Origin of the sequence: Lentzea sp. HUAS TT2 (genome assembly GCF_051853195.1) — a bacterium.
GTDB lineage: Bacteria > Actinomycetota > Actinomycetes > Mycobacteriales > Pseudonocardiaceae > Lentzea.
Genome location: NZ_CP196667.1, coordinates 6,009,802 through 6,035,758, shown reverse-complemented (window position 1 = coordinate 6,035,758; position 25,957 = coordinate 6,009,802). Strand labels below are relative to the sequence as shown.

Here is a 25,957-nt window from a genome sequence, read left to right as displayed (position 1 = left end):
CGTGGAGAACCCTGTGCACGACACCCATCCCGCCGCCCAGGCCCTCACCGCGATGGCGCGACCCAGCACCGAGGCCGGCAGCCGCGGGGTGCTTCTCGGCTCACGGGCGAGATCGATGGACGACGCCCTGATCGAAGCCTTGCGAACCGAGCTGATCGCCAAGGGAGTACCGGAAGGCGCGATCCGCAAGTCCGGTTTCGTCGCCCTCGCCGGTGCCTACAACGACCGCCCGCGGCAATGGGATCTGGTGGTGATGGAGGGGGACCAGCTGGTCGCCGCCATCGAGTTCAAGTGGCAGTTCGGTCCGAGCATCGGCAACAACATCGGTAACCGGATGTCGGAGGCCGTTGCCCTGGCCGTTGACTTCGGCCGGGCGCACAACTCCTCGGAACAGAGCGCGTTCCGGCCCTTTCTGGGTTTTGTGTTCACCCTTGAGAAGACGCCGGGGGCGACCGCGCCTCTTCGGTCCGCTCAGGGCGCGACGTACGTCGACCGCTATCGCGACTTCTTCCGTCGTCTGCGGGACGACCAGATGTACGACGCCATCAGCTACATGACCTTCACCGGTGAATCCGAGATCGCGGTCGCGGAGCCGGACCCGACGATGGGGTTCGAAGGGCTGGCGCAGTCCGTCGCGGACCACGTCACCGCGTTCCGGAGACTGCGGGAGCACCACGACCCGGTGTCCGCGAGCGTCGCGCTGCGGCTCTCCACGCACAACAACCTCAGCGGTGTGCTGCTCGCGCTGCACGACATTGATTCGGGTCACGCCGCTGTGGAGGAGGTGACCGACGAGATCGGTCTCAAACGCCGGCGCGCCCTGCTGGATCGCCTGCGGAAGATCGTGGCCGACCCGGACGCGTCCGAAGCCGCGGTCAAGGAGATGATCGGACGGCACTACTGGCTGTTCGGCGGCCAGTACCAGGGCTTCCTGCCCGTCGAGCGGCAGGAGATCCGGCTGGTCTGCTCCGACCGCAGCGTCCACGTCGTCGAACTGAGCAGACCGGGAGCCGAGCTCGTCACGCTGCACGGCGACCAGCTGATCCTGTCGATGGCAGTGCACGAGGCGGTCAGCCGGTGCATGAACCACATCAGGACGCTCGACCTGACCGGCGCGGCGATGGAGGCGGTGCAGCGCGACGAGCCCGGTGCGGGCGTCGACTACCTCCGGGCGAAGGCGACGGTCGTGATCGGCGATCCCGCCCACGTCCGCATCGACGGCGTGACCGCCGGCATGGTCGAGCGGACGATCCGCTCCTACAACGCCCACCTGAGCCGCGTCCAGATCCTGACCTACGCCGACCTCATCGACAGCGCCGAGCGAGCGCTCCGCTTCACCGAGGACTGAGCGCCGCCACACCACAGGCCGCCACAGGAGTCATCTCGACGACCACCGACGTCGTCGGCCTGTTCGACCGAGCGGATGAGGGCGTAGCGTCGGTGAGACTGTGAAGAGGTTCGCGAACCGTCAGGAAGCGGGCCGCGCCCTCGCCGCGCGACTCGCCGACCTCCCGTGGCACGACCCGCTGATCCTGGGCCTGCCGAGAGGCGGCGTCCCGGTGGCCAAGGAGATCGCCCAGCACCTCAACGCCGAACTAGACGTGGTCGTCGCGCGCAAGATCGGTGCCCCGGGCCATCCCGAGTACGGCGTCGGCGCCGTCACCGCGGACAGCGAGCCCATCTACGACCCGGGAGTGCTCCGAGCCCTGAACCTCACTGAGGAACAGCTGGGCCACACCTGCGACGAGGAACGAGAAGAAGCCAGAAGGCGCACCGCCCTCTATCGCGGCGACAAGGCGCTCACCATCAAGGACCGCGATGTGATCCTGGTGGACGACGGCCTGGCCACCGGGGTCACCGCCAGAGCGGCGCTCCACTGGATCACCCAGCGCGAGCCGAAGAGCGTCACTCTAGCCGTGCCGGTGGCCGCCAGGGAGTCGCTCAGGACCTTCACGGCGCCGGTGATCGCGATCCTCACGCCGAAGCGCTTCGGCGCGGTCAGCCGCTGGTACGAGAGCTTCGATCAGACCACGGACGACGAGGTGCTCAGCGCGCTCTCGAAGTGCGACACCACCGGGAACGGCGAGTAGAAGCGGTGCAGCAGAGCTGACCACTGCGCGTAGGTGGGTCCCTGCCGGAAGCCGACGGTGTGCGCCTCGACCGAGTCCCAGCGCACGAGCAGCAGGTAGCGCGACGGGGTGTCGAGGCACCGCAGCAGTTCGAGGCCGCGGAAGCCCGGCGAGGCGGAGATCAGCTCCCGCGCCTCGCCGAACGCCCACTCGAACTCCTCGGCGGATCCTGGCAGCACGTCCAGCAGGGCGTGCTCGGTGATCACAGCCTGCAGAACCTGATGTCCGAGGCCAGCACGGCCTTGGCACCGATGGCGGCCAGCTCGTCCATCACCTTGTTCGCCTCCTTGCGCGACACCATCGCCCGCACGGCCGCCCAGTCGGGGTTGGCCAGCGGCGCGACGGTCGGTGACTCCAGGCCCGGGGTCAGGGCGATGGCGTCCTCGAGGATCGAACGCGGGCAGTCGTAGTCGAGCATCAGGTACTGCTGCGCGAACACGACGCCCTGGATGCGGGCCGTCAGCTGCTTCTTGGCGGCGGAGAGCTCCGAGCCGTTGCGGTGGATCAGGACCGCCTCGGACTCGCAGATCGGGTCGCCGAACGGCACCAGGTCGTGCTGCCGAAGGGTGCGGCCGGAGCCCACCACGTCGGCGATCAGGTCGGCCACGCCCAGCTGGATCGAGATCTCCACGGCGCCGTCGAGACGGATCACCTTGGCGGTGATGCCGCGGGCCTTGAGGTCGCGGCCCACGAGCTTCGGGTACGCGGTGGCGAGGCGCTTGCCCTCGAGGTCGGAGACCTTCCAGTCGGTGCCGCGAGGGCCCGCGTAGCGGAAGGTCGACGAGCCGAAGCCCAGCGCCAGCAGCTCCTCGACGGAGTTGCCGTTGTCGTCGGCGCCCGAGTCGGCGGCCAGGTCGCGGCCGGTGATGCCGAGGTCCAGGTCACCGGACGCCACGTAGATCGCGATGTCCTTGGGGCGCAGGAAGAAGAACTCGACGTCGTTGTTGTTGTCGAGCACGGTCAGGTCGCGCGGCTCGTGCCGCTGCCGGTAGCCGGCCTCGGTGAGCATGGCGGAGGCGCGTTCGGCGAGCGCGCCCTTGTTCGGGACTGCAACGCGCAGCATGTGGAAGTCTTCCGTCAGAGGTACTTGTAGACGTCTTCGAGGGTGAGCCCACGGCCCAGCATGAGCACCTGGAGGCGGTAGAGCAGCTGCGAGATCTCTTCGGAGAGCTTCTCGTCGGACTCGTACTCGGCGGCGATCCAGACCTCGCCCGCCTCCTCCAGGACCTTCTTGCCCTGCGCATGGACCCCGGCCTCGAGCGCGGCGACGGTGCCGGAACCTGCCGGCTTGGTGGCGGCTCGTTCGGTCAGTTCAGCGAACAGGGAATCGAAGGTCTTCACGGCATGACATCCTCCCATCCCGGCGACCCCCGTCCACACCGCGGTCGCATCTGTCCCAGGTCTTGGACGTGATCTGTCCTGCATGGACACCCAGTAGCGTGAACTTCCGTGTCTGAGTTCGCCGAGGTACTCGAAGCCCTCCGCCGGGTGCGCGGAATCAACCCGTTCTTCGCGCTCGACGTCGGCCGCCCCGACGATTCCTGGCTGCCGGGAACCGCGTTGCTGGAAGGTCCGGCGCTCAAGAACACGATCGACGCCATCGCGAACCGGTACAAAGCGGAGGAACCACGCGTCGCGGCCAGCCTGTTCTTCCTGAGCTACACGGCCCGGCTGCTCAGCCCTCTCACGGCCGCGGACCTCCCGATCGACGTCCGCCCGGAGAACCTCTGGTGGCAGCACCACCCCACCAACGGCCTGAGCGTCCGCATCGACCAGCCACGACTGGGCCCGAGTGCCGCCGAGGCGCTCGAACCGGTGGTGGAGGCGATCCAGGGGGTCACCCCGGTGGCGCGCGGACTGCTGTGGGGCAACGCGATGTCGAACGTCGCGGGCGCCCTCAAAATGGTTGTCCGCGCACGCATGCTCACCGCCGAGGAAGCGGAAGAACGCGGCGAACGGCTCATGAGCGCACCGCCGTTCGAACTGGCGGGTGAATTCCTGAGTTTTCCCGGCGAGGTCACGTTCCGGCGTCGGTCGTGTTGTCTCTACTACCGCGTCGCCGCAGGTGGGAAGTGTGGTGACTGTCCACTCGTGAAGTGAGGAACGCAACAACTCTTATGGCCGGTTGTGCTTAACGGGCCATTCAACTTACGGTGCACGCGCCGCAGTGACGGGAAGCCGGTGCAAATCCGGCGCGGTCCTCGCCACTGTGACCGGGAAGCGATCCCCGCCGAGCACGTCACTGGTCCCCGCCGGGACTGGGAAGACGCGGGGGCAGCGTTGATCCGGGAGTCAGGAGACCGGCTGCGGCGCCGCAAGGAGAGTTGACCTTCCACGAGGTATGGAGGAGCCCGTCATGACGAGCCCCGCAGCAAGCCTGTCCGCCGTCCGCGTGCCCAAATGGGCCTTCGCCGTCTCAGTGCTCGGCCTGATCGTCACCTACCTGGTCCTGCAGGAGAACGGCCTCGCGCTCGGCGCGGGTTCCGAGTTGCTGCACGAGTTCTTCCACGACGGGCGCCACGCGCTCGGCGTCCCCTGCCACTGATCCCCGATCCCAGGCAGGGAAGGCATGACGACGACGTACAAGTCCCTTGCGCTGCGCGGAATCGCGGCCGGCGGTATCGCCGGTGTCGCCTCCGCGCTCGTGCAGCTCCTGGTGACCGAGATCCCGATTCGCGCCGCGCTCGCGGTCGAAGAAGCTCGGGCACCTGCCGGTGAAGAGGCCGGCCACACGCACGGCGGCGAGGAAGAGCTGGTCAGCCGGGGCGCCCAGATCGTGGGCGGCATGCTCGGCGTGGTGATCGTCGGCATCGCGGTGGGCCTGGTGTTCGCCACCGCCTACGCGCTGTCGAAGCGCTGGTTCACCGGCAGCACGCCCTTCAGCCGCAGTCTCGCGTTCGGTGCCGCGGTGTTCGGTGCCGTGGCGCTGCTGCCGTGGCTCAAGTACCCGGCCAACCCGCCCGCCGTGGGCGACCCGGAGACGGTGAACTACCGGACCGCGCTCTACCTCGGTGTGGTGGTGGCCGGTCTGGTGATCGTGTGGGCCGCGAGCTGGCTCGCCGAGCAGCTGCGCGCGCAGTCGCAGCCGGTGCGGACCACGGCCGTGCTGCTCGCGGTGGCCGCGGCCGCCGCGGTGGTGCTGCTGGCGTTCCCCGCGCCGCCGGACACGATCCCCGCGGACATGCCGGTGAACGTGCTGTGGCAGTTCCGCCTCAGCTCGCTCGCCCAGCTCGCCACGCTCTACGTCGGCATCGGCGTGGTGTTCGGCCTGCTGATCGACCCGGCCACGCGCACGGCGAAGGCACGCGTGACCGAGGCCTCGGTCTAAAGCACCTTCAGCACGTCCAGGTCGACGCCGACGAGGGAGTCGCGGAACACCCGCCGCTCCCCCGTCGGCACTTCCACGTCACACGGCACGACCAGCACGGTGCACCCAGCGGCCACAGCGGCCGCGACACCGGTCGGCGAGTCCTCGATCGCCACGCACCGCGCAGGGTCGACGCCCAGCGACCGCGCGGCCTTCAGGTACGGCTCGGGCAGCGGCTTGTTCAGCCCGTCCACCTCGTCGCCGCACACGGTGACGTCGAACAGGTCCCGCCCGATCGTGTCCAGCGCGACCTCGGTCAGCGAGCGCTCGGTCGACGTCACGAGAGCCATCGGCACACCCGATTCACGCACGGCACGCAACGCCTCCTGGGCGCCCGGACGCCACGGCAGGCCGGCGCGGAAGACCTCCTCGGTGCGGCGTGAGATCCACGCGGCGCCGTCGGCCATGTCGGCCTCGGTGGGCTCGATGCCCACGTCGGTGAACAGGAGGCGCATCGTGGTGGGCACGTTGCTGCCGACCATGCGCTCCCGGGTCTCCAGCGACAGCACCCCGCCGAGCTTCTCCGCGTACTCGTAGAGCGGGATGTCCCACAGCTTCTCGGAGTCCAGCAGCGTTCCGTCCATGTCCCACAAAACAGCGTGCAGGTCAGACATTGAAGTACTTCGCCTCCGGATGGTGCGCCACGAAGGCGTCGGTGGACTGTTCCGGGTGGAGCTGGAGTTCCTCGGACAGCGAGACCCCGATGCGCGCCGGGTCGAGCAGCTCGGTGATGCGCCTGCGGTCTTCCATCTCGGGGCAGGCGCCGTAGCCGAACGAGTAACGGGCGCCGCGGTAGCCGAGCTTGAAGTACTCCTCGACGGCGGCCGGGTCCTCCGCGGCGACGCTGCCGCCGGTCGGCCACACGAGCTCCTCGCGGACCCGCTTGTGCCAGTACTCGGCCAGCGCCTCGGTGAGCTGGACCCCCAGTCCGTGGACTTCCAGGTACTCACGATACGCGTTCTTGCCGAACAGTTCGTTCGCGTGGTCGGCGATCGGCTGGCCCATCGTCACGAGGTGGAACGCGATGACGTCGGTCTCACCGGACTCGCGGGGACGCCAGAAGTCCGCGAGGCACAGGCGCCGATCCCTTTTCTGGCGCGGAAAAGTGAACCGGAAGCGCTCGGGCGAGTCCGCCGAGGGCTCCTCCAGGATCACGAGATCGTCGCCCTCGGAGACGCACGGGAAGTAGCCGTAGACGACGGCGGCGTGGGCAAGAACACCTTCCATTGCAAGGCGTTCCATCCAGTGACGCAGGCGCGGCCGGCCCTCGGTCTCGACCAGTTCCTCATACGTGGGGCCGCCGCCACGCGCGCCCTTCAAGCCCCACTGGCCCATGAACGTCGCCCGCTCGTCCAGCAGCGCGCTGTAGTCCGCGACCGGAATGCCCTTCACGACCCGGCTGCCCCAGAACGGCGGCGCCGGGATCGGGTTGTCCACGGCCACGTCCGAGCGGCCGGTCACGACTTCCTCTTCCACCGCAACGGCTTTGCGGGCCGCGGCGATGCGCAGCGACCGTTCGCGCCGGGCCTTGCGTTCCGCGGCCTTCGCCCGCATCTCCTCGTCCAGGAGTGGAGCCTCGCCGCGCTTGGCCGCCATGATCGCGTCCATCAGCCGCAGCCCCTCGAAGGCGTCCCGCGCGTAGCGGACGTCGCCGAAGTACATCTCCGTCAGGTCGTTCTCGACGTACGCGCGCGTCAGCGCCGCGCCGCCCAGCAGCACCGGCCACCGCGCGGCCACACCCCGGGAGTTCATCTCCTCGAGGTTCTCCTTCATGATCACGGTCGACTTGACCAGCAGGCCGGACATGCCGATCGCGTCCGCGCGGTGTTCCTCGGCGGCCTCCAGGATGGTGTTGATCGGCTGTTTGATGCCGATGTTCACGATCTCGTAGCCGTTGTTGGACAGGATGATGTCCACGAGGTTCTTGCCGATGTCGTGGACGTCGCCCTTCACGGTGGCGAGCACGATCCGGCCTTTGCCACCGGCAGCGTCGTCCTCGGACCGTTCCATGTGCGGTTCGAGGTGCGCGACGGCGGTCTTCATGACCTCGGCGGACTGCAGCACGAACGGCAGCTGCATCTGGCCGGAGCCGAAGAGCTCGCCGACGGTCTTCATGCCCGCCAGCAACGTGTCGTTGATGATCTGCAACGCCGGCCGCTCGTCCAGGGCGAGGTCCAGGTCGGCTTCCAGACCATTGCGCTCACCGTCGACGATCCGGCGCTGCAACCTCTCGAACAACGGCAGCGCGGCCAGTTCCTGGGCCCGCGTCGCGGAGTTCGACTTCGTGGTGACGCCCTCGAACAGCTCCATGAGCCTCTGCAACGGGTCGTACCCCTCGCGGCGGCGGTCGTAGACCAGGTCCAGCGCCACCGCGCGGTGCTCGTCCGGGATGCGCGCCATCGGCACGATCTTGGACGCGTGCACGATCGCCGTGTCGAGACCCGCCTGCACGCATTCGTGCAGGAACACGGAGTTCAGCACCTGGCGCGCAGCCGGGTTCAGTCCGAAGGAGACGTTCGACAGCCCCAGAGTCGTCTGCACGTCCGGAAAACGGCGCTTGAGCTCGCGGATCGCCTCGATCGTCTCGACGGCGTCGCGGCGGACCTCCTCCTGGCCGGTGGAGATCGGGAACGTCAGGCAGTCGACGATGATGTCGCCGACGCGCATGCCCCAGTTCGCCGTCAGGTCCTCGATCAGCCGGGTGGCGACGCGGACCTTCCACTCGGCCGTGCGGGCCTGGCCCTCCTCGTCGATGCACAGCGCCACGACCGCCGCGCCGTGCTCGGAGACGAGCCGCATGATCTTCTGGAACCGCGAGTCCGGGCCGTCGCCGTCCTCGTAGTTGACCGAGTTGACGGCGCAGCGGCCGCCGAGGCACTCCAGACCGGCCTGCAGCACACCGGGTTCGGTGGAGTCGAGCATGATCGGCAACGTGGACGCGGTAGCCAGCCTGGAGGCCAGCGCGCGCATGTCCGCCTCGCCGTCACGGCCCACGTAGTCGATGCAGAGGTCGATCAGGTGGGCGCCCTCGCGCGTCTGGTCGCGGGCGATCTCGATGCAGTCGTTCCACTTCTCGGCGAGCATCGCCTCGCGGAACGCCTTGGAGCCGTTGGCGTTCGTGCGTTCGCCGATCATCAGTACCGAGGCGTCCTGGGTGAACGGGACGGCCTGGTACAGAGAGGACACTCCCGGCTCAGGACGCGGCCGGCGATCCCCCGGTGCCAGGTCGCGCACCGCCTGCGCCACCTGCCGCAGGTGCTCGGAAGTCGTGCCGCAGCAACCGCCGACGAGCCGCGTGCCGAACTCGCGCACGAACCCGGAGAGCGCCTCTGCGAGCTCCTCCGGCCCCAGCGGGTAGACCGCGCCGTGCGGGCCCAGTTCGGGCAGGCCGGCGTTCGGCATCACCGAGAGCGGGACGCGGGCGTGCTTGGACAACGTGCGCAGGTGCTCGCTCATCTCGGCGGGGCCGGTGGCGCAGTTGAGTCCGATGAGGTCGATGCCCAGCGGCTCCAGCGCGGTCAGCGCGGCGCCGATCTCCGAGCCGAGCAGCATCGTGCCCGTCGTCTCGACGGTCACCTGGGCGATGATCGGGACGTACCGGCCCTCCGCGGTCATCGCGCGCTTGGCGCCGACGATGGACGCCTTGGTCTGCAGCAGGTCCTGCGAGGTCTCGACGATGACCGCGTCCACACCGCCGACGAGCAGACCCTTGCACTGCTCCTGGTACGCGTCGCGCAACGTCGCATAAGGAGCGTGGCCGAGTGTGGGCAGCTTCGTGCCGGGACCGACCGAGCCGAGCACGAACCGGGGCTGACCGGAGGTGCCGAACTCGTCCGCGACCTCCCGCGCCAGTGTCGCACCGCGTTCGGAGAGGTGGAACATCTGGTCCGGAATGTCGTACTCGGCCAGGTTCGCGAGGTTCGCGCCGAACGTGTTCGTCTCGACGGCGTCGCACCCGGCTTCGAGATACCCGCGGTGCACGGCCTTCACGACGTCCGGGCGGGTGACGTTCAGGATCTCGTTGCAGCCCTCGAGACCGTTGAAATCGTCGAGGGAGAGGTCAACGGCCTGGAGCATGGTGCCCATGGCGCCGTCTGCGACAACGACCCGGTTCACCAGCGCTTCCAGCAATGGCGACGCTCCGCGATCACGCATGGGCCAAGCCTACGATGAGTTGGATGGGGGAGGCCGTAGTCTGGCGCCGTGAACGATCCGTCCCAGGAATCCCCGACCCCCTCGAACCCGCGCATCCCGCTCACGGCTCCGATCATGGTCTGTGCGTTCGAAGGGTGGAACGACGCCGGAGACGCAGCCAGCACCGCGATCGAGCACCTCCAACTCACCTGGGACGCCACGCCGCTCGCCGAGATCGACCCGGACGACTACTACGACTTCCAGGTGACGCGCCCCAGCGTCCGCCTGGTGGACGGCGTGACCCGCAGGGTCGACTGGCCCACGACGCGGCTGTCGGTGTGCAGGCCCCCCGGCTCGGACGTGGACGTGATCCTCGTGCACGGCATCGAGCCGAACATGCGGTGGCGCAAGTTCGCCGCCGAGCTGCTGGGCCACATCGACGCTCTCGGGGTGACGACGGTGGTGACGCTGGGCGCGCTGCTGATGGACACGCCCCACACCCGCCCGGTCCCGGTCACCGGCACGGCCTACGACGCGGACGCCGCCGAGAAGTTCGGCCTGGAGCACTCGAAGTACGAGGGCCCGACCGGCATCGTCGGCGTGTTCCAGGACGCGTGCGTGCAGGCGGGCATCCCGGCGATCTCGTTCTGGGCCGCTGTGCCGCACTACGTCTCGCAGCCGCCCTCCCCCAAGGCCACGCTGGCCCTGCTGCACCGGGTCGAGGAGGTCCTCGACATCGAGGTCCCGCTCGGCGCGCTGCCGGAGCAGGCGGAGGAGTGGGAGCGCACGGTCACCGAGATGGCCGACGAGGACGAGGACGTGCGCAACTACGTGCGCGCCCTGGAGGAGCGCGGCGACGCGGCCATGCAGATCACCGAAGCCTCGGGTGACGACATCGCCGCGGAGTTCGAGCGCTACCTGCGCCGCCGCGGGCGTGGTCCCGGCTGGCCGTCGACCGGTCCCCGCTAGCGCCACCTTCACGCAGGTCAGGAGCCGTCTCGGTCATTTGGACCGGGACGGCTTTTTCACGCTTCCGAGTGATCGAGCCGGGGATTCCAGGCGCCGAGGAATGGATACAAGATCCTTCTTCAGACAGGAACCACCCGTGTCTCTCGTGCGCAAGATCGTGGTCGGCCTTGCTGCTGGTGGCGGCGTGCTGTTGGCCGTGTCCCCCGCCAGTGCAGCTCCCCTCTCCCCCGTCGACTCCCTCGGGGAGAACGGTCCTCACACGACCGTGAGCGACGTCAGGGAGTCGTTCCAGAAGGTCACGAACGGGCTGCACGGATAGAAAGTTAGCGACAACAACCACTTTTCGGCGCCCTCCGCCGCCTGCCGCAATAGGGTGGGCGGCGGAGGTGCCCGTTGGGACGGTTGGCACGCGCCGGGCTGTACGCGGGCGCATTGATCGGGCCGTTCGGCGGCGCCGTGACGACCTCGATCCTGCCCGAGATCGGCGACAGCTTCGGCCGCTCGGCGGGGTCGGCCGCGGCGACGCTGACGTACTACCTCGTGCCGTTCGCCGTGCTGATGCTGGCCTCCGGCACGCTCGCGCAACGCTGGGGTCCACAACGGACGGTCCGGATCGCCTACGTCGCCTACGCGCTGACGTCCCTGCTGGCGGCCTCCTCCTGGACGTTCGAGGTCCTGCTGGCCTCCCGCGCGTTGCAGGGCGCGGCGAACTCGTTCACGACACCGGTGCTGCTGGCCGTGATCGCCGCCTCGACGCCGAAGGAGAAGCTCGGCCGCGCGCTGGGGCTGTTCGGCTCGATGCAGGCCGCGGGGCAGACGTCCGCGCCGCTCGTCGGCGGGCTCACCGCCGAAATCGACTGGCGGCTGGCGTTCGTCGTGATCGCCGTGGTGGCCGTCGGGCTCGCGATCCTGGGTGTGCCGCAGACGGACGCGGAACCGGAGCGCAACGCGAGCCTGCGCAGTGCTTTCGTGCCGAGCACGCTGTGGCCGGCGCTCGTCGGTTTCATCGGCTGGGGCTGCCTGGGCGGGTTGTCGTTCCTGGTGGCGTTCCGGCTCGACGACGTCTTCGGGCTCAGCGCGGGCGAACGCGGTGTGCTGCTCACGGGGTTCGGCATCGTCGGCTTCGTCACCGCGCGGTTCGTCGGCAAGGCGATCGACCGGTTCGGTGCCGCGACCACCGCGATCATCGGCGCGACGCTCGGTGCCGGCCTCGTCGCGGCGGTCGGCACCGCGCCGCTGGCCGCCATCGTGGTCCTCGCGTGGGCGCTGACCGGTGCGGCAGCTCAGGGCGTGTTGGTGAGCATCAACGCGTTGGTGTTGCAGAGCGACAACGCCAACAGGGGCGGCAGCGTCAGTGTCGTGCAGTCACTGCGCTTCATGGGCGCGGCCGCGGCCCCGCTGGCGTTCGTCCCGCTCTACCAGGCCCATCCGCTGCTGGGGTTCCTCGTCCCGGCGGGCCTGCTGATCACGATCCCCGCGATCGTCACGTTGTCACGTCGCGGCGCCGGAACCCGGCGAACCCCGCGAGCAGCAGCACCACCGCCACCGCGGTGAGCGTCGCCAGCGGCCCGAAGGTGATGTCCGGGTACTTCGGCACGTGCGTGAACGGCGAGACGTCGATGACCCACTGGTCGAGCTGCAGGGCGGGGCCGAGCAGCGTGATCACCAGCGACACCGAGACCACGGCCCAGCTCACACCGGTGAGCTGCGGGAACAGTCCGAACAGGACCAGCGCCACGCCCGCGATCACCCAGGCGGCCGGGAGCTGCGCCAGTGCCGCGCCGAGCATCCGCGGCAGGACCGTGCCCACGTCGTCGATCTGCAGGCCGTAGACCAGGCCGAGGCCCAGACCGGACGCCGCCAGCACGACCGCGCCGCCCACCAGGGCGAACACCGCGTGCGATGCGACCCAGCCCCAGCGCGAGACCGGGGTGGCGAGGATCGGTTCCGCGCGGAACGAGGTCTCCTCCGACCGCAGCCGCAGGATCGCCTGCACCAGGTAGATCGAGGTGATCAGGCCCAGCAGCTGCGTGACGGTGGCGAAGAAGGCGTCCACCATCGCGTCGGCGCCGCCGATCTTGCTGACGATCTGCCCGAGCGTCGGGTTGTCCTGCACCATCTGCCCGACGGCCTGGGCGACGCTGCCGTAGATCACGCCCACCGCGAACAGCGCGACGGACCAGCCGATCAGTGAGCCCTTCTGCAACCGCCACGCGAGACCGAACGGCGTGCTGATCGTGCTGTGCGGTGGGCCGAGCCGGGCCGGGAGCAGGCCGAGCCCCACGTCGCGACGCGTCACGACGTACGCCGACACGCCCCCGAGCAGGACGAACGTCGCCAGCGGGAGCAGCAGCACCCAGTACCGGTCGTCGCCGAACGAGCGCACCTGCTCGGCCCAGCCGATCGGCGAGAACCAGGTCAGCCACTGCGGCCCCGACGCCCCCGCCGCGTCGCCCGCCGCGCGCAGCAGGTAGGTGACGCCGAGGAACCCGCCCGCGATCGCGTTGGACACGCGCGAGTTCTCCGAGAGCTGCGCGGTGAACGCGCTGACGCCGGTGAACACCAGCCCGACGCTCGCCGTGGACAGGCCGAACGCGAACGAGCCCGGCGCGTCCAGTCCCTTGCCGAGCAGCGCGAACGCCTGCAGCACACCGATCAGCAGGCTCGTTCCGCCCGCGACGATCACGGCGGCGGCGAGCGGCGCATGCCGTCCGACCACCGTGGCGGCGATGAGCTCGGTACGGCCGGCCTCTTCTTCCGCGCGCGTGTGCCGGGTGACGACCAGCATGGCCATGATCGCGATGAACAGGCCGGAGAAGACGCCCCAGCGCCACACCACCAGGCCGCCGAGCGACGACCAGTCGTGCAGCGGGCCGAGCATCGCGAGGAACGCGGAGTTCGCGTTCGCGGTGGCGCCGAGCAGGTCGCGCGACTGCTGCGTGTTGTACAGCTCCTCGAGCGCGGTCGTCGTCGAGTAGGTGACGCCGACCAGGAAGAGCACCCAGACGGGCAGCAGGATCCGGTCGCGGCGCAGCGCCAGCCGGACCAGTTGCCAGGTGCCGGTCATTTCACGTCCTCGTAGTGGCGCAGGAAGAGCTCTTCCAGCGTGGGCGGCTGCGAGGTCAGCGTCCGCACGCCGGTGGACACGAGCTGCTTGAGCACGACGTCGAGCTTGTCCGAGTCGACCTCGAACCGGACGCGGTTGCCCTCGGCCACGAGGTCGTGCACGCCGGCCATCGACGTCAGTCCGTTCGGCGGCCCCGCGAGCTCCGCGGAGATCGACGTGCGGGTCAGGTGCCGCATGTCGGCGAGCGTGCCGGTCTCGACGATGTGGCCGTTGCGGATGATGCTCACCCGGTCGCACAGCGCCTCGGCCTCGGCGAGGATGTGGCTGGAGAGCAGCACGGTGCGGCCGCGCTCGCGTTCCTCGTTGATGCAGTCCTGGAAGACGGCCTCCATCAACGGGTCGAGGCCCGAGGTCGGCTCGTCGAGGATCAGCAGCTCCACGTCGCTCGACAGGGCGGCGACCAGCGCGACCTTCTGCCGGTTGCCCTTGGAGTAGGTGCGGCCCTTCTTGCGCGGGTCCAGTTCGAAGCGCTCCAGGAGCTCCTCGCGGCGTGCCTTGTTCAGGCCGCCCCGGAGCCGTCCGAGCAGGTCGATGACCTCGCCACCGGTCAGGTTGGGCCAGAGGCTGACGTCGCCGGGGACGTAGGCGAGCCGGCGGTGCAGCGCCGCGGTGTCCTTCCACGGGTCGCCGCCGAGCAGCCGCGCGGTGCCGGAGTCGGCCCGCAGCAGGCCGAGGAGAACCCGGATCGTGGTCGACTTGCCCGCACCGTTCGGGCCGAGGAAGCCGTGCACCTCACCGGTCTGGACGTCCAGGTTCAGGTCGTCCAGCGCACGCGTCGGGCCGAAGGTCTTCACCAGGCCCGACACGGATATCGCAGATGTCATGCCGGGTAAGCTACACTTCTTTCACAACTTCGTGAAGCGTGTAAATTTTGCCCGATCGACTGACGAAAGGGGATGATGCCGCCGTGACGAGTACTACGGAGCGTGACACGCAGGCGGTGAGCCAGTTCGTCGAACGGTTCGGCGGGATTCTGGCGGACACCGGCGTACCGCGCATGCCGGCTCGCATCCTCGCGGCCCTGCTGACGACGGACTCGGGACGGCTCACCGCGGCCGAGATCGCCGACCTGCTGCAGATCTCCCCGGCGGCGGTGTCGGGCGCGGTGCGCTACCTGACCACGGTCCAGATCGTGAGCCGCGAGCGGGAGCCTGGATCGCGCCGCGACGTCTACCGGATGCGCGACAACGTCTGGTTCGAGGCGACGTTCCGCAAGGACCAGATGCTGGTCATGATCGACGAGGTGCTCAGCGAGGGGGTCGCGGCGCTCGGCGTGGACTCCGACGCGGGCGCGCGGCTCGACGAGACCAGGGAGTTCTTCCGGTTCGCCCACAGCGAGCTCGGCACGATGCTGGACCGCTGGCGGGTGCACCGCGAGAAGTGGCTGGAAGAGCGTCAGGGCTGAACACACGAACGGGGGAGCCTCCAGTGATGGAGACTCCCCCGTCCTTCACGTGGCTCAGCCCGTGGTGAGCGTCAGGCCGTACGTCTCGAGGATCTCGTTGACCGGCTGGTAGTAGGTCGTGCCGCCGCTGGTGCAGTCGCCGGAGCCACCCGAGGTGACGCCCTGCGCCTGCGTGCCGCTGACCCACGAGCCACCCGAGTCACCGGGCTCCGCGCACACGTTCGTGCGCGTGAGGCCGCTGACCGAACCCTCCTGGTAGTTCACGGTCTGGCTCTTGGCCTGGACCTCGCCGCAGTGCCAGCCCGTGGTCGAGCCGGAGCGGCAGATCGAGGCGCCGACCGCGGACTCGGTGCTACCGGACACGACGACGTCGGCGCCGCCGTAGTGGTTCACCTTCGGCGTGGACGTCCAGGACGAGTTGGTCTTCACGAACGAGTAGTCGTTACCGGGGAAGGACGACTTCTCGAACTCGCCCATCGCCGTCTTGTCGACGCCGGTCACCGTGTCGCCGGGCGACCCGCAGTGCCCGGCGGAGACGAAGCCGCCCTCGACCGCGAAGCCGACGGAGCAGCGTCCGGCGTTGTTGATGTAGTAGGCGTCGCCACCGCGGGTGTCCTTGAACAACCGCGGGGCCTCGTCGGTCTCGACGACCTTCGCGACCGTGCCCGCCTTCTCCACCAGCGCCGACGCGGCCTGCGTCTGGCCGCGCTTGACGGTGATCGTGACCGCGTTCGCCTTCGTGTCGACGTACCAGCCGGTGACCTCGGCGGGGGCCGGCGAGGCGTCGAGCTTCGCCTTGGCCGCGTCGAGGTCGCTGGCCTTGTGCGCGACCGTGCGGGGCTCCGCGCCGAGCTTGCGGAGCCGGTCGGTCTTGGCCGCGTCGGTCACGCCCACGACGAGCTTGCCGGTGGCCGCGTCGAACCACGCGCCACCGAAGCTCTCGCCGGCGAACCCTTCGGCGACCCGCTGCAGGACCGCGGCCGCGCTCTCCTGGCGCAGCCTCTCCGCCGCCTGCGTGGCGTCCAGGCCGAGGTCGCGCTGCATCGCGGCGAGCAGGTCCGCTGACGGTTGCGGTGCGGCGACGGCGGCAGGGGAGACCGTCGTCGCGAGTGCACCCGTCAGAACGGCCACAGCCGCGACAGCCATGCGCTTCATAGGCACTTCTCCTTGATCTTCGGTTTTGTGCAGGGCCGGTGTAACGCCGGACCGGGCAACCGCGATGAGGAGATCAGCTGTGCTGCAACACAGCCCGTACGACACCGGATGAATGGCGTCCCCAGGCGGCGAACTGCCCGATCAGTTCGTTCCTCCGTCTGGGTGACGCTACTTCGGCATGCCTACCGGACGGTAGGGTCGATCGACGGGTGGACCTCGCGGCGTTCGGGTTGATATAGGGAAACCAAATGCGTTCTCTCAGCCTATTTACGTGACGCAGAGCAACCATTGGCTTTGACACGAAATGTCAAATCTGTCAACAGTTCGCACTCGACGGCGTATCCCTCTGACCTGCGGTTTAGGGCTAGCGTGCTGAGCACCCTGTTCCCTGCACGAGGGAGAACCCTGCCATGCGAAGAGTCTTGAGTGCGGGACTCACAGCCGCTGCCGCCATGTGTCTGGCAGCCGCTGTGGTTCCGGCCGCGTCTGCTCAAGAAAACGTGGGGACGATTCTCGGCGCCGACCGCGCCGACGTCGTGAAGGACAGCTACATCGTCTCGCTCAAGGCCGATTCGGCGTCGAGGGCCGCCGCACCGGGCTTGGCGAGCAAGTACGGCGGCCAGGTCGGCCAGGTCTGGCAGCACGCGCTCAACGGCTTCTCGGTGAAGATGACGGCCAAGCAGGCCGCCAGGCTCGCCGCGGACCCGAAGGTCGCGTACGTGCAGCAGGACGCCGAGGTGCACCTGCTCGACGTCCAGCAGAACCCGCCGTCGTGGGGTCTGGACCGCGTTGACCAGCGCGACCTGCCGCTGAGCAACAGCTACCAGTACGACACCACGGCGTCCAACGTGACGGCGTACGTCATCGACACGGGTGTGCGCACGACGCACTCCACGTTCGGTGGCCGCGCGACGTGGGGCACCAACACCTCCGGTGACGGCAACAACACCGACTGCAACGGCCACGGCACGCACGTCGGCGGCACCATCGCCGGCTCGGAGTACGGCCTCGCGAAGGCCGCCAAGGTCGTCGCCGTCAAGGTGCTGAACTGCTCCGGCTCCGGCACCACCGCCGGTGTCGTCGGCGGTATCGACTGGGTGACGGCGAACGCGGTCAAGCCCGCTGTCGCCAACATGTCGCTCGGCGGCGGCGCCGACGCCACCCTGGACGCGGCCGTGCGCCGTTCCATCGCGGCCGGCATCACCTACGCCATCGCCTCCGGCAACTCGAACACCGACGCCTGCAGCACCTCGCCTGCACGTGTCACCGAGGCCATCACGGTCAACGCGTCGACCAACACCGACGCGCGCGCCTCGTTCTCGAACTACGGCTCCTGCACGGACATCTACGCGCCGGGTCAGAACATCGTGTCGTCGTGGAACACCAACGACACCGCGACGAACAACATCTCCGGCACGTCGATGGCCACCCCGCACGTCGCGGGCGCGGCAGCCCTGTGGCTCGCCACGCACCCGACCGACAGCCCGGCCGCGGTGTGGGACGGCCTGAACGCCGCCTCCACGCCCAACAAGATCACCAACGTCGGCGCCAACACGCCGAACAAGCTGCTCTACACCCTGTTCGGCGGCGGCCAGCCGGGCAACCCCTCGGTGACGAACCCCGGCACGCAGACCTCCACGGTCGGCACCGCGGCGTCGTTGCAGCTCTCGGCCTCGGGCGGCACCGCGCCGTACACCTGGTCCGTGAGCGGCCTCCCGGCCGGTCTGTCGGCGTCCGCCTCCGGCGCGATCTCCGGCACCCCGACCACGGCGGGCACCTCGACCGTCACCGCCACGGTGACCGACGCCGCGGCCAAGACCGCCACGGCGACGTTCTCGTGGGTCGTCAACGCGGTCGGCGGCAGCTGTGACGCCAAGACCAACTCGACCCCGGTCGCGATCCCGGACCTGTCCACGGTGAACAGCACGATCGTCGTCTCCGGCTGCGCGGGCAACGCGTCGGCCACCGCGACGATCAAGGTCTCGATCACCCACACCTACAAGGGCGACCTCGTGGTCGACCTGGTCGCGCCCGACGGCACGGTCGTCAACCTGCACAACCGCACCGGCGGCTCGGCCGACAACATCAACGAGACCTACACCAAGAACCTCTCTGGTGAGGCTGCCAACGGCACCTGGACGCTGCGCGTGCGCGACGCGGCGTTCCTGGACACCGGCACGTTGAACAACTGGACGCTCGACGTCTGAGCAGACCAGTTGGACCGCTGAACGAGACCGCCCCCGGTGCTTCCGCCTCGGGGGCGGTTTCCTTCATCTGCAGTGTTCCGCCGCCGTGGCCGCCGCTTCCAGCACGACCGGGGGCAGTCCCTGCACCTCGCACGCCCGCCGCTGCGCCTCGGCGAACACCTGACGGGCGAGCCCGACCTCGGCGACGCCCGCGAGCAGGTACAGCTCCTCCACGTGCTGACGGCCGAGCCCCACCTCACGCCAGCCGTCCACGCCTTCCAGTGCCGCGCCGCACTCGTTCAACGCGTCCCACGCGGCGCGGTGATCACCGGCCTGGCGTTCGAGCCTCGCGAGCAGCTGCCACCCGAATGCTCGATCCCAGTCACTCTCCGCATGCCCGAGGGCCTCGCGCTGCGTGATCGCGGCCTCCGCGAACGCTCCGAGATCGGCCAGCTGGTAGCGCAACTGGTTCAACGTGCTGATGTCCCGCGAACGGCCCAACGCCCATCGGTCCAGCTCGGCCCTGGCCAAATCCCGCTCCCCCACCAGCTTCGCGCGCTCGACCCACGTCAGCGGATCCTCGTCGGCCGGGTCCAGCGGGAACCACTCCCGCCTGCTCTCCAGCCACTCCCGCACGTCCTCGTCGTCCACCGCCCGGTCGAGGAGGAACTCCAGCACGTCGTCCCGATCGGGGTGATCACTCGCGCGCACGTGCTCGACCGTGGCCTCGGCACCGGCCGCGAACACGTGCTCCTGGTCGTAGCCGCACCAGGTGTCGAAGTTGGCGCACTTGATCTCGTACTGCCGCCACACGTCCTCGACTTCCTGGTGCTCCGCCAGCAGGAAGCCGGCCAGCTGCGTCTGCTCACCGACGCCCTGGAACGGCGCGTTCCTGCGGCACAAAGCCTCCTGCTCGGCCAGGAACCGCAGCAGCGGCAGGTCCTCCGGCCGTCGGTCGTACTGCAACGCCCACAGCACCTTGGCGCGCGGCACCTCGTTGAGGTCGTCGCCTTCGCCGGCTTCCTCGTAGCGCAGCTCCAGCCACGCCGCCTCCGACTCCCGCATGCGCGCGAGATCGCGCCGTGCCGCTTCCATCACGGGTCCATTGTGGCGTTGCGCCATACTTCGCTGGTGATTTCTGGGGAGAGATGGCAAGTCGTCGTGCACGACGACGACGTCAACACGTTCGCGCTGGTGCACCACATCTTGCGCACGGTGTGCGGGCAGGACGACGCGCAGGCACGAGAGAGGACGCTGGAGATCCACCGCTCCAGCAGGACCGTGATGGACGCGCAGGACCGTTCCGCGGCCGAGGTGATGGCCGTGCGGCTGGCGCGACTCGGCATGCGGGTGAGCGTCGGGAAAGCCTCGTGAGCAAGCCGTGGTTCGACGTGGTCGGCTCCGATGCCGGTGTGCGGTTGCGGATGTCGGAGGACAACCGCGCGTTGCTGACGAGCCACCTCGACGGCTTGCTGAGGCTGCTGGAGAACGGCGTGGTGCCGCCAGGACGCGCGGAGCCGGACGCGGACGCGCTGTTGCGGCGGATGTTCGCCGTCTCCGAGGAGTTCTGGGCGCGGCACCGCGCCGAGCTCACCGATTCCGGACCGGCCCGGCGAGTGCGCGCCCAGATCCGCAAGCGGACGCCACGGCCGATCGACCGCAGCGAGGTCGACGACTGGGTCATCGCGTTCGCCCAGGTCCGCGCGCTCTACCTGACGCGGGAGGACGCGACGGCGGCCGCGGCGGTGCAGTTCAGCGGCCTCGCGGAGTGGCTGGTGGTGGCGCTGCACCCGAGCAGCGCCACCGGATGGCCTGACTAGAGGTCCACGCCCAGCAGCGCGTCCACGGCATCGCGGATCTGCGACGGCCCGTGCTTGTCCGACCCGCCGTGCGCCAGCGCCTCGTCAGCCCACGCGTCGACCGCGGCGAGCGCCCGAGGGGTGTCGAGGTCGTTGCCCAGGTGGTCGCGCAGCCGCGTCACGGTGTCCACAGCGGACGGTCCGGTGTCGAGGCCGGCGGCGCGGCGCCACCGGTCGAGCCGGGTCAGCGCCTCGTCGAGCAGCGCCTGCGACCACGGCCTGTCCTCGCGGTAGTGGCCGGAGAGCAGGGCGAGGCGGATGGCGTTCGGGTCGACCTTCTGCGAGCGCAGCTTCGAGACGAACACCAGGTTGCCGCGCGACTTCGACATCTTCTCGCCGTCGAGGCCGATCATGCCCGCGTGCACGTAGTGGCGTGCGAACGGGTGCTGGCCGGTCTGGGCCTCGGCGTGCGCCGCCGAGTACTCGTGGTGCGGGAAGATCAGGTCGGAGCCGCCGCCCTGGACGTCGAAGTTCATGCCGAGGCGGTTGTGGGCGATGGCGCTGCACTCGATGTGCCAGCCGGGGCGGCCCTCGCCGAGCTCCGACGGCCACGAGGGCTCGCCGGGGCGCTTCATGCGCCACAGCAGGGCGTCGAGCGGGTGGCGCTTGCCGGGGCGGTCAGGGTCGCCGCCGCGTTCGGCGAACAGGCGCATCATCTCGTCGGCCGAGTAGTTCGACTCGTAGCCGAAGCGGCCCGTGGCGTTGTGCGAGTAGTAGACGTCCGGGTACTCGGAGTCGTCCGCGCGGTAGGCGTGGCCGTCGTTGACGAGCTTCACGACCACCTCGACGATCTCGGGGATCGCCTCGACGATGCCGACGTAGTCCTGCGGCGGCAGGACGCGCAGGGCGACCATGTCCTCGCGGAACAGGGCGGTCTCGCGCATGGCGAGGACCTCCCAGTCGTCCTTGTCGCGCAGCGCCCGCTCCAGCAACGGGTCGTCGACGTCGGTGACGTTCTGGACGTAGTGCACGTTGTGGCCGTTGTCGAGCCACACGCGGTGCACGAGGTCGAACGTCAGGTAGGTGGCGGCGTGGCCGAGGTGAGTCGCGTCGTACGGCGTGATCCCGCAGACGTACAACCTGGCGGTGTCTCCTGGAGCCGTCGGACGCACTTCGCCGGTGGCGGTGTCGAACAGCCTCAGCGGGCGGGGGTCCCCCGGAACCCGTGGCACAGGAATCGATGACCAGGTCTGCATGTATCCGACACTAACGCGTGCTGTCGGGTGGAGCGTGATTTCCGGGTGCTGGGACACCGCGCGGCGATTCGTTCGGACAGAAAGATCGGACATTCGTTGACGGCCTCGTCACGCCGCCCCTAGTTTCCGAAGGCATGCTTCGTGTCGTCGTAGCCACGGTGGTAGCGCTCTCACTGGCCCCCGCAACAGCGCAGGCCGAACCCCTGGATGCCTTGGCGTATCTGGAGAATCCCAGAATGACCGGGGAGCACCAGGAGCCTCCGCACCCCGATCTGTTGCCCGAGCGCCGGCTCAGCCTCAACGGCGAGTGGCGCATCAGGATGTTCGACAGGCCGCAGGACGTCAGGGACACGCCCGACGGGTGGCGCACGGTCCAGGTCCCCCACACGTGGCAGACCGACTTCCTCGACCACCCGATGTTCCGCAACATCCCCACCGAGATGTACCCGGACAACCCTCCGTCGATCCCGCACGACATCAACCCCACCGGTGTCTACGAGAAGACGTTCGACCTGCCGCGGGACTGGGACCGCACGCTGGTCCGCTTCGAGGGCGTGACCAGCGGATACTTCGTCTGGGTCAACGGCACGTACGTCGGCTACGACCAGGGCGGCTACACGCCGGCCGAGTTCGACATCACCGCCAAGCTCAAACCGGGCCGCAACACGATCAAACTCCAGGTCCACCGCTGGGGCTCCGGCTCCCACCTGGAGGACTACGACCAGTGGCGGTTCTCCGGCATCTTCCGCGAGGTCTGGCTCTACTCGACGCCGAAGACCTACCTCCAGGACGTCACGATCAAGACCGACCTGGACGCCCAGTACCGCGACGCCACGATCAGCGCGGACGTCAAGATCGGCGGCCCGCAGGAGGGCCACACCGTCCGGACCAGGCTCTTCGACCCTCAGGGCCGCGAGGTCCCCGTCAGGGACGGCAAGGTCGCGAACCCGCTGAAGTGGACCGACGAGACCCCGAACGTCCACGAGCTCCGGATCGAGCTGCTCAAGGACGGCCGGGTGATCCAGACCGGCAGGCAGCCCGTGGGGTTCCGCAAGATCGAGATCGTCGACCGGCAGTTCAAGATCAACGGCAAGCGCGTGCTGTTCCGCGGCACGAACCGGGCCGAGACGTCCGCCCACGGCAGCCGCTACGTCACCAGGGCCGACCAGGAAAAAGACGTCCAGCTGATGAAGCGGTTCAACATCAACGCCGTCCGCACCTCGCACTACCCGAGCGACCCGTACTTCTACGAGCTCGCGGACCGCAACGGCCTGATGATCGCCGACGAGGTCGACATCGAGACCCACCACCACGACGGCTGCCCGAACAACTGCCTCGCCGAACGCCCTGAGTGGCAGGACGCGTTCCAGGACCGGTTCACCGCCATGATGCAACGCGACAAGAACCACCCGAGCGTGGTCATGTGGGACACGGGCAACGAGGCCGGTCTCGGCAAGGCGCACTACACGATGGCCGAGTACGCGCGGAAGCACGACACCCGCCCGCTCTACCACCAGCCGAACGTGCCGGACGGTGACGCGCCGTTCGCGGACGTGGCCGGCCCGCGCTACCCGTCGCCCGCGAGCCTCGATGCCAAGGCGAAGACCACGACCAAGCCGATCATCATGGGTGAGTACGCGCACGCGATGGGCAACAGCCTCGGCAACTTCAAGGAGTTCTGGGACGTCGTGCGCGCCTATCCGCAGGTGCAGGGCGGTTTCATCTGGGACTGGGCCGAGCAGAACATCGCCCTCCCGCTCTACACGACCCCCGATGACGCGAACGGCATCCTGTCCTACCTGTCCGGCAAACCGTCCCAGGTGGACGGACCGCACGGCAAGGCGTTGCAGCTCAGCGGACTCGACGACTTCGTCGAGGTCTACCGCGACCGCAAGCTCGACGAGGTCAGCACCGGCCTCACCCTCGACGCGTGGATCAAGCCCGACACCTGGACCGGCGACTTCACCGTCATCTCCAAGGGCGACCACCAGTACGCGCTGAAGATGTCCAACGCCACGACGCTGGAGTTCTTCGTCCACAGCGGCACCTGGCGCGCGGTCAGGGCCACCGTCCCGACTGACTTCTACGGCAACTGGCACCGCGTCACCGGCACGTTCGACGGTTCGAGGCTCCGGCTGCTGATCGACGGCCGCGAGGTCGCCACCACCGAGTTCAGCGGCACGATCGACTGGTCGCACTGGCCGGTCAACATCGGGCGCAACGCCGAGACCATGCAGGAGAACGTCGGCACCCGCATGGCGCACGGCTCGGTCGACCAGGTCCGGATCTACCACCGCGCCCTGACCGAGTCCGAGCTGGCCCAGGACCCGAAGAAGACCGCCGTGCTGGCGCTCGACTTCGAGAAGCTGGAGGACAAGGGCCGCAAGGAGTCCTACGGTGCGGGCACCGGTGGCGTCGACGGCGTGGTGTGGGCGGATCGCAGGCCGCAGCCGGAGACCACCGAGCTGATGGCCGTCCACTCCCCCATCAGGTTCTCCTTCGCCGGCAACAACCTCACGACCGTCAGCGAACGCCAGTTCACCGGCACCGACGACCTCGAGCTGCGCTGGCAGGTCCAGGACAACGGCCGCACGATCGCCGAGCACCGCGGCAGGCTGCAGCCGGGCACCATCACGTTGCCCGACTTCACCGCCGACACGGAACGCTGGCTGACCGTCCGCGCCACCGACCGGCGGGGCAACGACGTCGGCATCGCCCAGTTCCCGTTGGGCGGCACGCAGGTCGCGGGCCTGCACGCGCCGGGAACGCCGGGCAAGCTCACGACGACCCAGAACGACGACGAGATCGTGTTGTCCGGCAAGGACTTCCGCTACGTCGTCAGCAAGAGGTCCGGCACGCTCACGTCGATGCGCGTGCGCGGCACCGAACTGCTCAAGACCGGTCCGGAGCTGGACGCGTGGCGTGCGCCGCTGTCGAACGAGTTCATGAGCGAGGACGGTTCCTGGTACCGCAACGGTCTGGACCGCCTCAAGACCACGCCGTCGAGCGTCACGGTCACCCAGAACGCCACCGACATCACCATCACCGCGAAGTCCACCGCACAGGCCGTGGCCACCGCGTCGTTCGGCCAGACCTTCACCTACCGCGTCACGGGTGACGGCGAGATCAACGTGGCCCACCGGGTCGCCGCGAAGGACGGGATGCGCGACCTGAGCTACCTGCCCGGCATCGGTTTCACGCTCAAGGTCCCCGACGACTACAGCAGGTTCACCTGGTACGGCCGCGGTCCCGGCGAGAACTACGACGACCGCAAGGCCGGCAACTCGGTCGGCGTCTACCAGTCCACTGTGGACCGCGAGTTCAACGACTACTACAAGCCGCAGGACTTCGGCAACCACGCGGACACGCGCTGGGCGACGCTGTCCAACGGCCGCGCCGGCCTGCTCGTCGCGGGTGACCTGGACGTGCGGGTCTCGCGGTACGACGACCTGGACCGCGCCGCGTACCCGTTCGCGCTCAAGAAGAACGACGGCTGGACCACCCTGCACGCGGCGCACCGCGTGACAGGCGTCAGCGAGACGTTCCACGAGCCGTTGCCGCAGTACCAGGTGGAGGCGGGCAACGAGTACGCGTACTCCGTGCTGCTGCGCCCGCTCACGCCCGTGGAGGCCGCAACGGGCAAGCTCGGCCGCAACGTCGACTGCGCACCCACGGCCGTTCTCAACGCCACCGACACCGCCCTCGAACCAGGTGAGCAGGTCGAGGCCGAACTGGTGGTGACGAAGCCCTGTCCCGGCAGGACCACGGCCAGGCTGACCGCACCGGACGACTGGTCGGTCAGCCCGGAGATCGCCGACCTGTCCAGCGGTTCCGCCAAGGTGACGATCAAGCGCGAGGGCGGGGAGACCGGCACCCGCCCGGTCTTCGCGGAGATCAGCTCCGGCAAGGCGTCGAGCACGCTCACCAAGGACTTCACCGCCACCCCGCGCCCGCCGCAGGGCGAGGCACAGGTGTCAGCGCTCGAGTTCCTGGGCGAGCGCAACGGCTGGGGCCCGATCGAACGCGACCGCAGCAACGGCGAGAACACCGGCGGTGACGGCAACCCGATGCGCATCCGGGGCGCCGCGTTCGACAAGGGCGTCGGCACGCACGCCGACTCGGAGTTCCAGGTCTACACCGGCGGCAAGTGCTCCACCCTCACCGCCACGATCGGTGTCGACGACGAGACGAACGGGGGCGGCAGCGTCCGGTTCGAGGTACTCAAGGACGGGGTGTCCGCGTACCAAAGCCCAACGCTGACAGGACAAAGCGCCGCCGTACCGATCACCGTCGACACGTCTGGAGCAACGGTGCTGACGTTCCGGGTGACAGACGGCGGTGACGGCAACGCCCACGACCACTCCGACTGGGCGAATCCCGTGCTGAGCTGCAACGCGGGGTGATCACAATCTTCACCGCGTCTTTCACTG

At 69.0% G+C, this 25,957-nt stretch carries 23 protein-coding genes and 1 riboswitch; of the genes, 13 read left to right on the top strand and 10 right to left on the bottom strand.

What is annotated here, in order from left to right; genetic code table 11:
* Position 1: 1 nt before the first annotated feature.
* Both ACSHWB_RS29440 and ACSHWB_RS29435 read left to right on the top strand, forming a co-directional pair.
* Positions 2-1,348, top strand: coding sequence for a PaeR7I family type II restriction endonuclease (locus ACSHWB_RS29440; RefSeq protein WP_439656526.1), 1,347 nt, complete (start codon positions 2-4; stop codon positions 1,346-1,348).
* A gap of 100 nt (positions 1,349-1,448) precedes the next feature.
* Positions 1,449-2,090, top strand: a complete 642-nt coding sequence (locus tag ACSHWB_RS29435; protein WP_439656525.1) for a phosphoribosyltransferase — start codon at positions 1,449-1,451, stop codon at positions 2,088-2,090.
* Here ACSHWB_RS29435 and ACSHWB_RS29430 read toward each other — a convergent pair.
* From ACSHWB_RS29430 to ACSHWB_RS29420, 3 genes are read right to left on the bottom strand one after another with little or no spacing between them, the layout of a single operon-like run.
* A complete protein-coding gene (locus tag ACSHWB_RS29430) occupies positions 2,024-2,335 on the bottom strand; it encodes an antibiotic biosynthesis monooxygenase family protein (RefSeq protein ID WP_439656524.1) in 312 nt (103 codons plus the stop codon). The two genes, ACSHWB_RS29435 and ACSHWB_RS29430, sit on opposite strands and share 67 nt — an antisense overlap.
* On the bottom strand, positions 2,332-3,192 hold the full coding sequence (gene hisG, locus ACSHWB_RS29425; RefSeq protein WP_439656523.1) for an ATP phosphoribosyltransferase: 861 nt from the start codon (positions 3,190-3,192) through the stop codon (positions 2,332-2,334). The genes ACSHWB_RS29430 and hisG overlap by 4 nt, the downstream gene beginning before the upstream one ends.
* Positions 3,193-3,206: 14 nt before the next feature.
* Entirely contained in the window at positions 3,207-3,470 is a 264-nt protein-coding gene (locus tag ACSHWB_RS29420; protein WP_086667212.1) for a phosphoribosyl-ATP diphosphatase, read from the bottom strand.
* 108 nt (positions 3,471-3,578) lie between these two features.
* Here ACSHWB_RS29420 and ACSHWB_RS29415 point away from each other — a divergent pair, with 108 nt between their 5' ends.
* The 3 genes from ACSHWB_RS29415 to ACSHWB_RS29405 all read left to right on the top strand — a co-directional run bounded on the left by ACSHWB_RS29415 (position 3,579) and on the right by ACSHWB_RS29405 (position 5,457).
* Positions 3,579-4,229, top strand: a complete 651-nt coding sequence (locus ACSHWB_RS29415) for a (2Fe-2S)-binding protein (protein WP_439656522.1) — start codon at positions 3,579-3,581, stop codon at positions 4,227-4,229.
* A gap of 48 nt (positions 4,230-4,277) precedes the next feature.
* Positions 4,278-4,452, top strand: a riboswitch (cobalamin riboswitch).
* A gap of 33 nt (positions 4,453-4,485) precedes the next feature.
* Positions 4,486-4,674, top strand: a complete 189-nt coding sequence (locus ACSHWB_RS29410) for a CbtB domain-containing protein (protein ID WP_093588538.1) — start codon at positions 4,486-4,488, stop codon at positions 4,672-4,674.
* 24 nt (positions 4,675-4,698) lie between these two features.
* Entirely contained in the window at positions 4,699-5,457 is a 759-nt protein-coding gene (locus tag ACSHWB_RS29405; protein WP_439656521.1) for a CbtA family protein, read from the top strand.
* Here ACSHWB_RS29405 and ACSHWB_RS29400 read toward each other — a convergent pair.
* Positions 5,454-6,080 (bottom strand): HAD family hydrolase, encoded by a 627-nt coding sequence (locus tag ACSHWB_RS29400; RefSeq protein WP_439656520.1) that lies wholly within the window; start codon positions 6,078-6,080, stop codon positions 5,454-5,456. The two genes, ACSHWB_RS29405 and ACSHWB_RS29400, sit on opposite strands and share 4 nt — an antisense overlap.
* 22 nt (positions 6,081-6,102) lie before the next feature.
* Entirely contained in the window at positions 6,103-9,651 is a 3,549-nt protein-coding gene (gene metH, locus ACSHWB_RS29395) for a methionine synthase (RefSeq protein WP_439656519.1), read from the bottom strand.
* Positions 9,652-9,699: 48 nt separating this feature from the next.
* On the opposite strand from metH, the gene ACSHWB_RS29390 reads away from it, so the two are divergent.
* The 3 genes from ACSHWB_RS29390 (at position 9,700) to ACSHWB_RS29380 (ending at position 12,153) form a co-directional block, all read left to right on the top strand.
* A complete protein-coding gene (locus tag ACSHWB_RS29390) occupies positions 9,700-10,599 on the top strand; it encodes a PAC2 family protein (RefSeq protein WP_439656518.1) in 900 nt (299 codons plus the stop codon).
* Positions 10,600-10,735: 136 nt separating this feature from the next.
* Complete coding sequence (locus ACSHWB_RS29385; RefSeq protein ID WP_439656517.1) at positions 10,736-10,918, top strand: hypothetical protein; 183 nt, start codon at positions 10,736-10,738, stop codon at positions 10,916-10,918.
* A gap of 74 nt (positions 10,919-10,992) precedes the next feature.
* A complete protein-coding gene (locus ACSHWB_RS29380) occupies positions 10,993-12,153 on the top strand; it encodes an MFS transporter (RefSeq protein WP_439656516.1) in 1,161 nt (386 codons plus the stop codon).
* Here ACSHWB_RS29380 and ACSHWB_RS29375 read toward each other — a convergent pair.
* Positions 12,083-13,666 carry an ABC transporter permease gene (locus ACSHWB_RS29375; RefSeq protein WP_439656515.1) on the bottom strand — a complete coding sequence of 528 codons (1,584 nt, stop codon included), beginning with the start codon at positions 13,664-13,666 and terminating at the stop codon, positions 12,083-12,085. The genes ACSHWB_RS29380 and ACSHWB_RS29375 overlap by 71 nt on opposite strands.
* Positions 13,663-14,550 (bottom strand): ATP-binding cassette domain-containing protein, encoded by an 888-nt coding sequence (locus ACSHWB_RS29370; RefSeq protein WP_439656514.1) that lies wholly within the window; start codon positions 14,548-14,550, stop codon positions 13,663-13,665. The genes ACSHWB_RS29375 and ACSHWB_RS29370 overlap by 4 nt, the downstream gene beginning before the upstream one ends.
* An 83-nt stretch (positions 14,551-14,633) precedes the next feature.
* Here ACSHWB_RS29370 and ACSHWB_RS29365 point away from each other — a divergent pair, with 83 nt between their 5' ends.
* The gene (locus tag ACSHWB_RS29365; protein WP_439656513.1) at positions 14,634-15,131 is read left to right on the top strand and encodes a GbsR/MarR family transcriptional regulator; all 498 of its coding nucleotides are present in this window, start codon (positions 14,634-14,636) and stop codon (positions 15,129-15,131) included.
* A gap of 54 nt (positions 15,132-15,185) precedes the next feature.
* On the opposite strand, the gene ACSHWB_RS29360 is transcribed toward ACSHWB_RS29365, so the two are convergent.
* On the bottom strand, positions 15,186-16,286 hold the full coding sequence (locus tag ACSHWB_RS29360; RefSeq protein ID WP_439656512.1) for a S1 family peptidase: 1,101 nt from the start codon (positions 16,284-16,286) through the stop codon (positions 15,186-15,188).
* Positions 16,287-16,786: 500 nt separating this feature from the next.
* Between ACSHWB_RS29360 and ACSHWB_RS29355 the strand changes: the two genes are divergently transcribed.
* Positions 16,787-18,493, top strand: coding sequence for a S8 family peptidase (locus tag ACSHWB_RS29355; protein ID WP_439656511.1), 1,707 nt, complete (start codon positions 16,787-16,789; stop codon positions 18,491-18,493).
* Between the two features lie 63 nt (positions 18,494-18,556).
* Here ACSHWB_RS29355 and ACSHWB_RS29350 read toward each other — a convergent pair whose 3' ends face one another.
* Complete coding sequence (locus ACSHWB_RS29350) at positions 18,557-19,570, bottom strand: hypothetical protein (protein ID WP_439656510.1); 1,014 nt, start codon at positions 19,568-19,570, stop codon at positions 18,557-18,559.
* Between the two features lie 33 nt (positions 19,571-19,603).
* Between ACSHWB_RS29350 and ACSHWB_RS29345 the strand changes: the two genes are divergently transcribed.
* The gene (locus ACSHWB_RS29345; protein ID WP_439656509.1) at positions 19,604-19,846 is read left to right on the top strand and encodes an ATP-dependent Clp protease adaptor ClpS; all 243 of its coding nucleotides are present in this window, start codon (positions 19,604-19,606) and stop codon (positions 19,844-19,846) included.
* Positions 19,843-20,292: a hypothetical protein gene (locus ACSHWB_RS29340; RefSeq protein ID WP_439656508.1), complete on the top strand. Its 450-nt coding sequence runs from the start codon at positions 19,843-19,845 to the stop codon at positions 20,290-20,292. Before ACSHWB_RS29345 ends, ACSHWB_RS29340 begins: the two co-directional genes overlap by 4 nt.
* Here ACSHWB_RS29340 and mshC read toward each other — a convergent pair.
* Positions 20,289-21,527 (bottom strand): cysteine--1-D-myo-inosityl 2-amino-2-deoxy-alpha-D-glucopyranoside ligase, encoded by a 1,239-nt coding sequence (mshC, locus tag ACSHWB_RS29335; protein ID WP_439656507.1) that lies wholly within the window; start codon positions 21,525-21,527, stop codon positions 20,289-20,291. The genes ACSHWB_RS29340 and mshC overlap by 4 nt on opposite strands.
* A gap of 236 nt (positions 21,528-21,763) precedes the next feature.
* Here mshC and ACSHWB_RS29330 point away from each other — a divergent pair, with 236 nt between their 5' ends.
* A complete protein-coding gene (locus ACSHWB_RS29330) occupies positions 21,764-25,930 on the top strand; it encodes a glycoside hydrolase family 2 TIM barrel-domain containing protein (RefSeq protein WP_439656506.1) in 4,167 nt (1,388 codons plus the stop codon).
* Positions 25,931-25,957 lie beyond the last annotated feature (27 nt).

Excerpts from the sequence above, each read along its gene's own strand:
- ACSHWB_RS29375 (WP_439656515.1), bottom strand. The coding sequence starts at position 13,666 with ATGACCGGCACCTGGCAACTGGTCCGGCTGGCGCTGCGCCGCGACCGG.
- metH (WP_439656519.1), bottom strand. The coding sequence starts at position 9,651 with ATGCGTGATCGCGGAGCGTCGCCATTGCTGGAAGCGCTGGTGAACCGG.
- ACSHWB_RS29370 (WP_439656514.1), bottom strand. The coding sequence starts at position 14,550 with ATGACATCTGCGATATCCGTGTCGGGCCTGGTGAAGACCTTCGGCCCG.
- ACSHWB_RS29400 (WP_439656520.1), bottom strand. The coding sequence starts at position 6,080 with ATGGACGGAACGCTGCTGGACTCCGAGAAGCTGTGGGACATCCCGCTC.
- ACSHWB_RS29405 (WP_439656521.1), top strand. The coding sequence starts at position 4,699 with ATGACGACGACGTACAAGTCCCTTGCGCTGCGCGGAATCGCGGCCGGC.
- ACSHWB_RS29360 (WP_439656512.1), bottom strand. The coding sequence starts at position 16,286 with ATGAAGCGCATGGCTGTCGCGGCTGTGGCCGTTCTGACGGGTGCACTC.
- ACSHWB_RS29330 (WP_439656506.1), top strand. The coding sequence starts at position 21,764 with ATGACCGGGGAGCACCAGGAGCCTCCGCACCCCGATCTGTTGCCCGAG.
- hisG (WP_439656523.1), bottom strand. The coding sequence starts at position 3,192 with ATGCTGCGCGTTGCAGTCCCGAACAAGGGCGCGCTCGCCGAACGCGCC.
- mshC (WP_439656507.1), bottom strand. The coding sequence starts at position 21,527 with ATGCAGACCTGGTCATCGATTCCTGTGCCACGGGTTCCGGGGGACCCC.
- ACSHWB_RS29410 (WP_093588538.1), top strand. The coding sequence starts at position 4,486 with ATGACGAGCCCCGCAGCAAGCCTGTCCGCCGTCCGCGTGCCCAAATGG.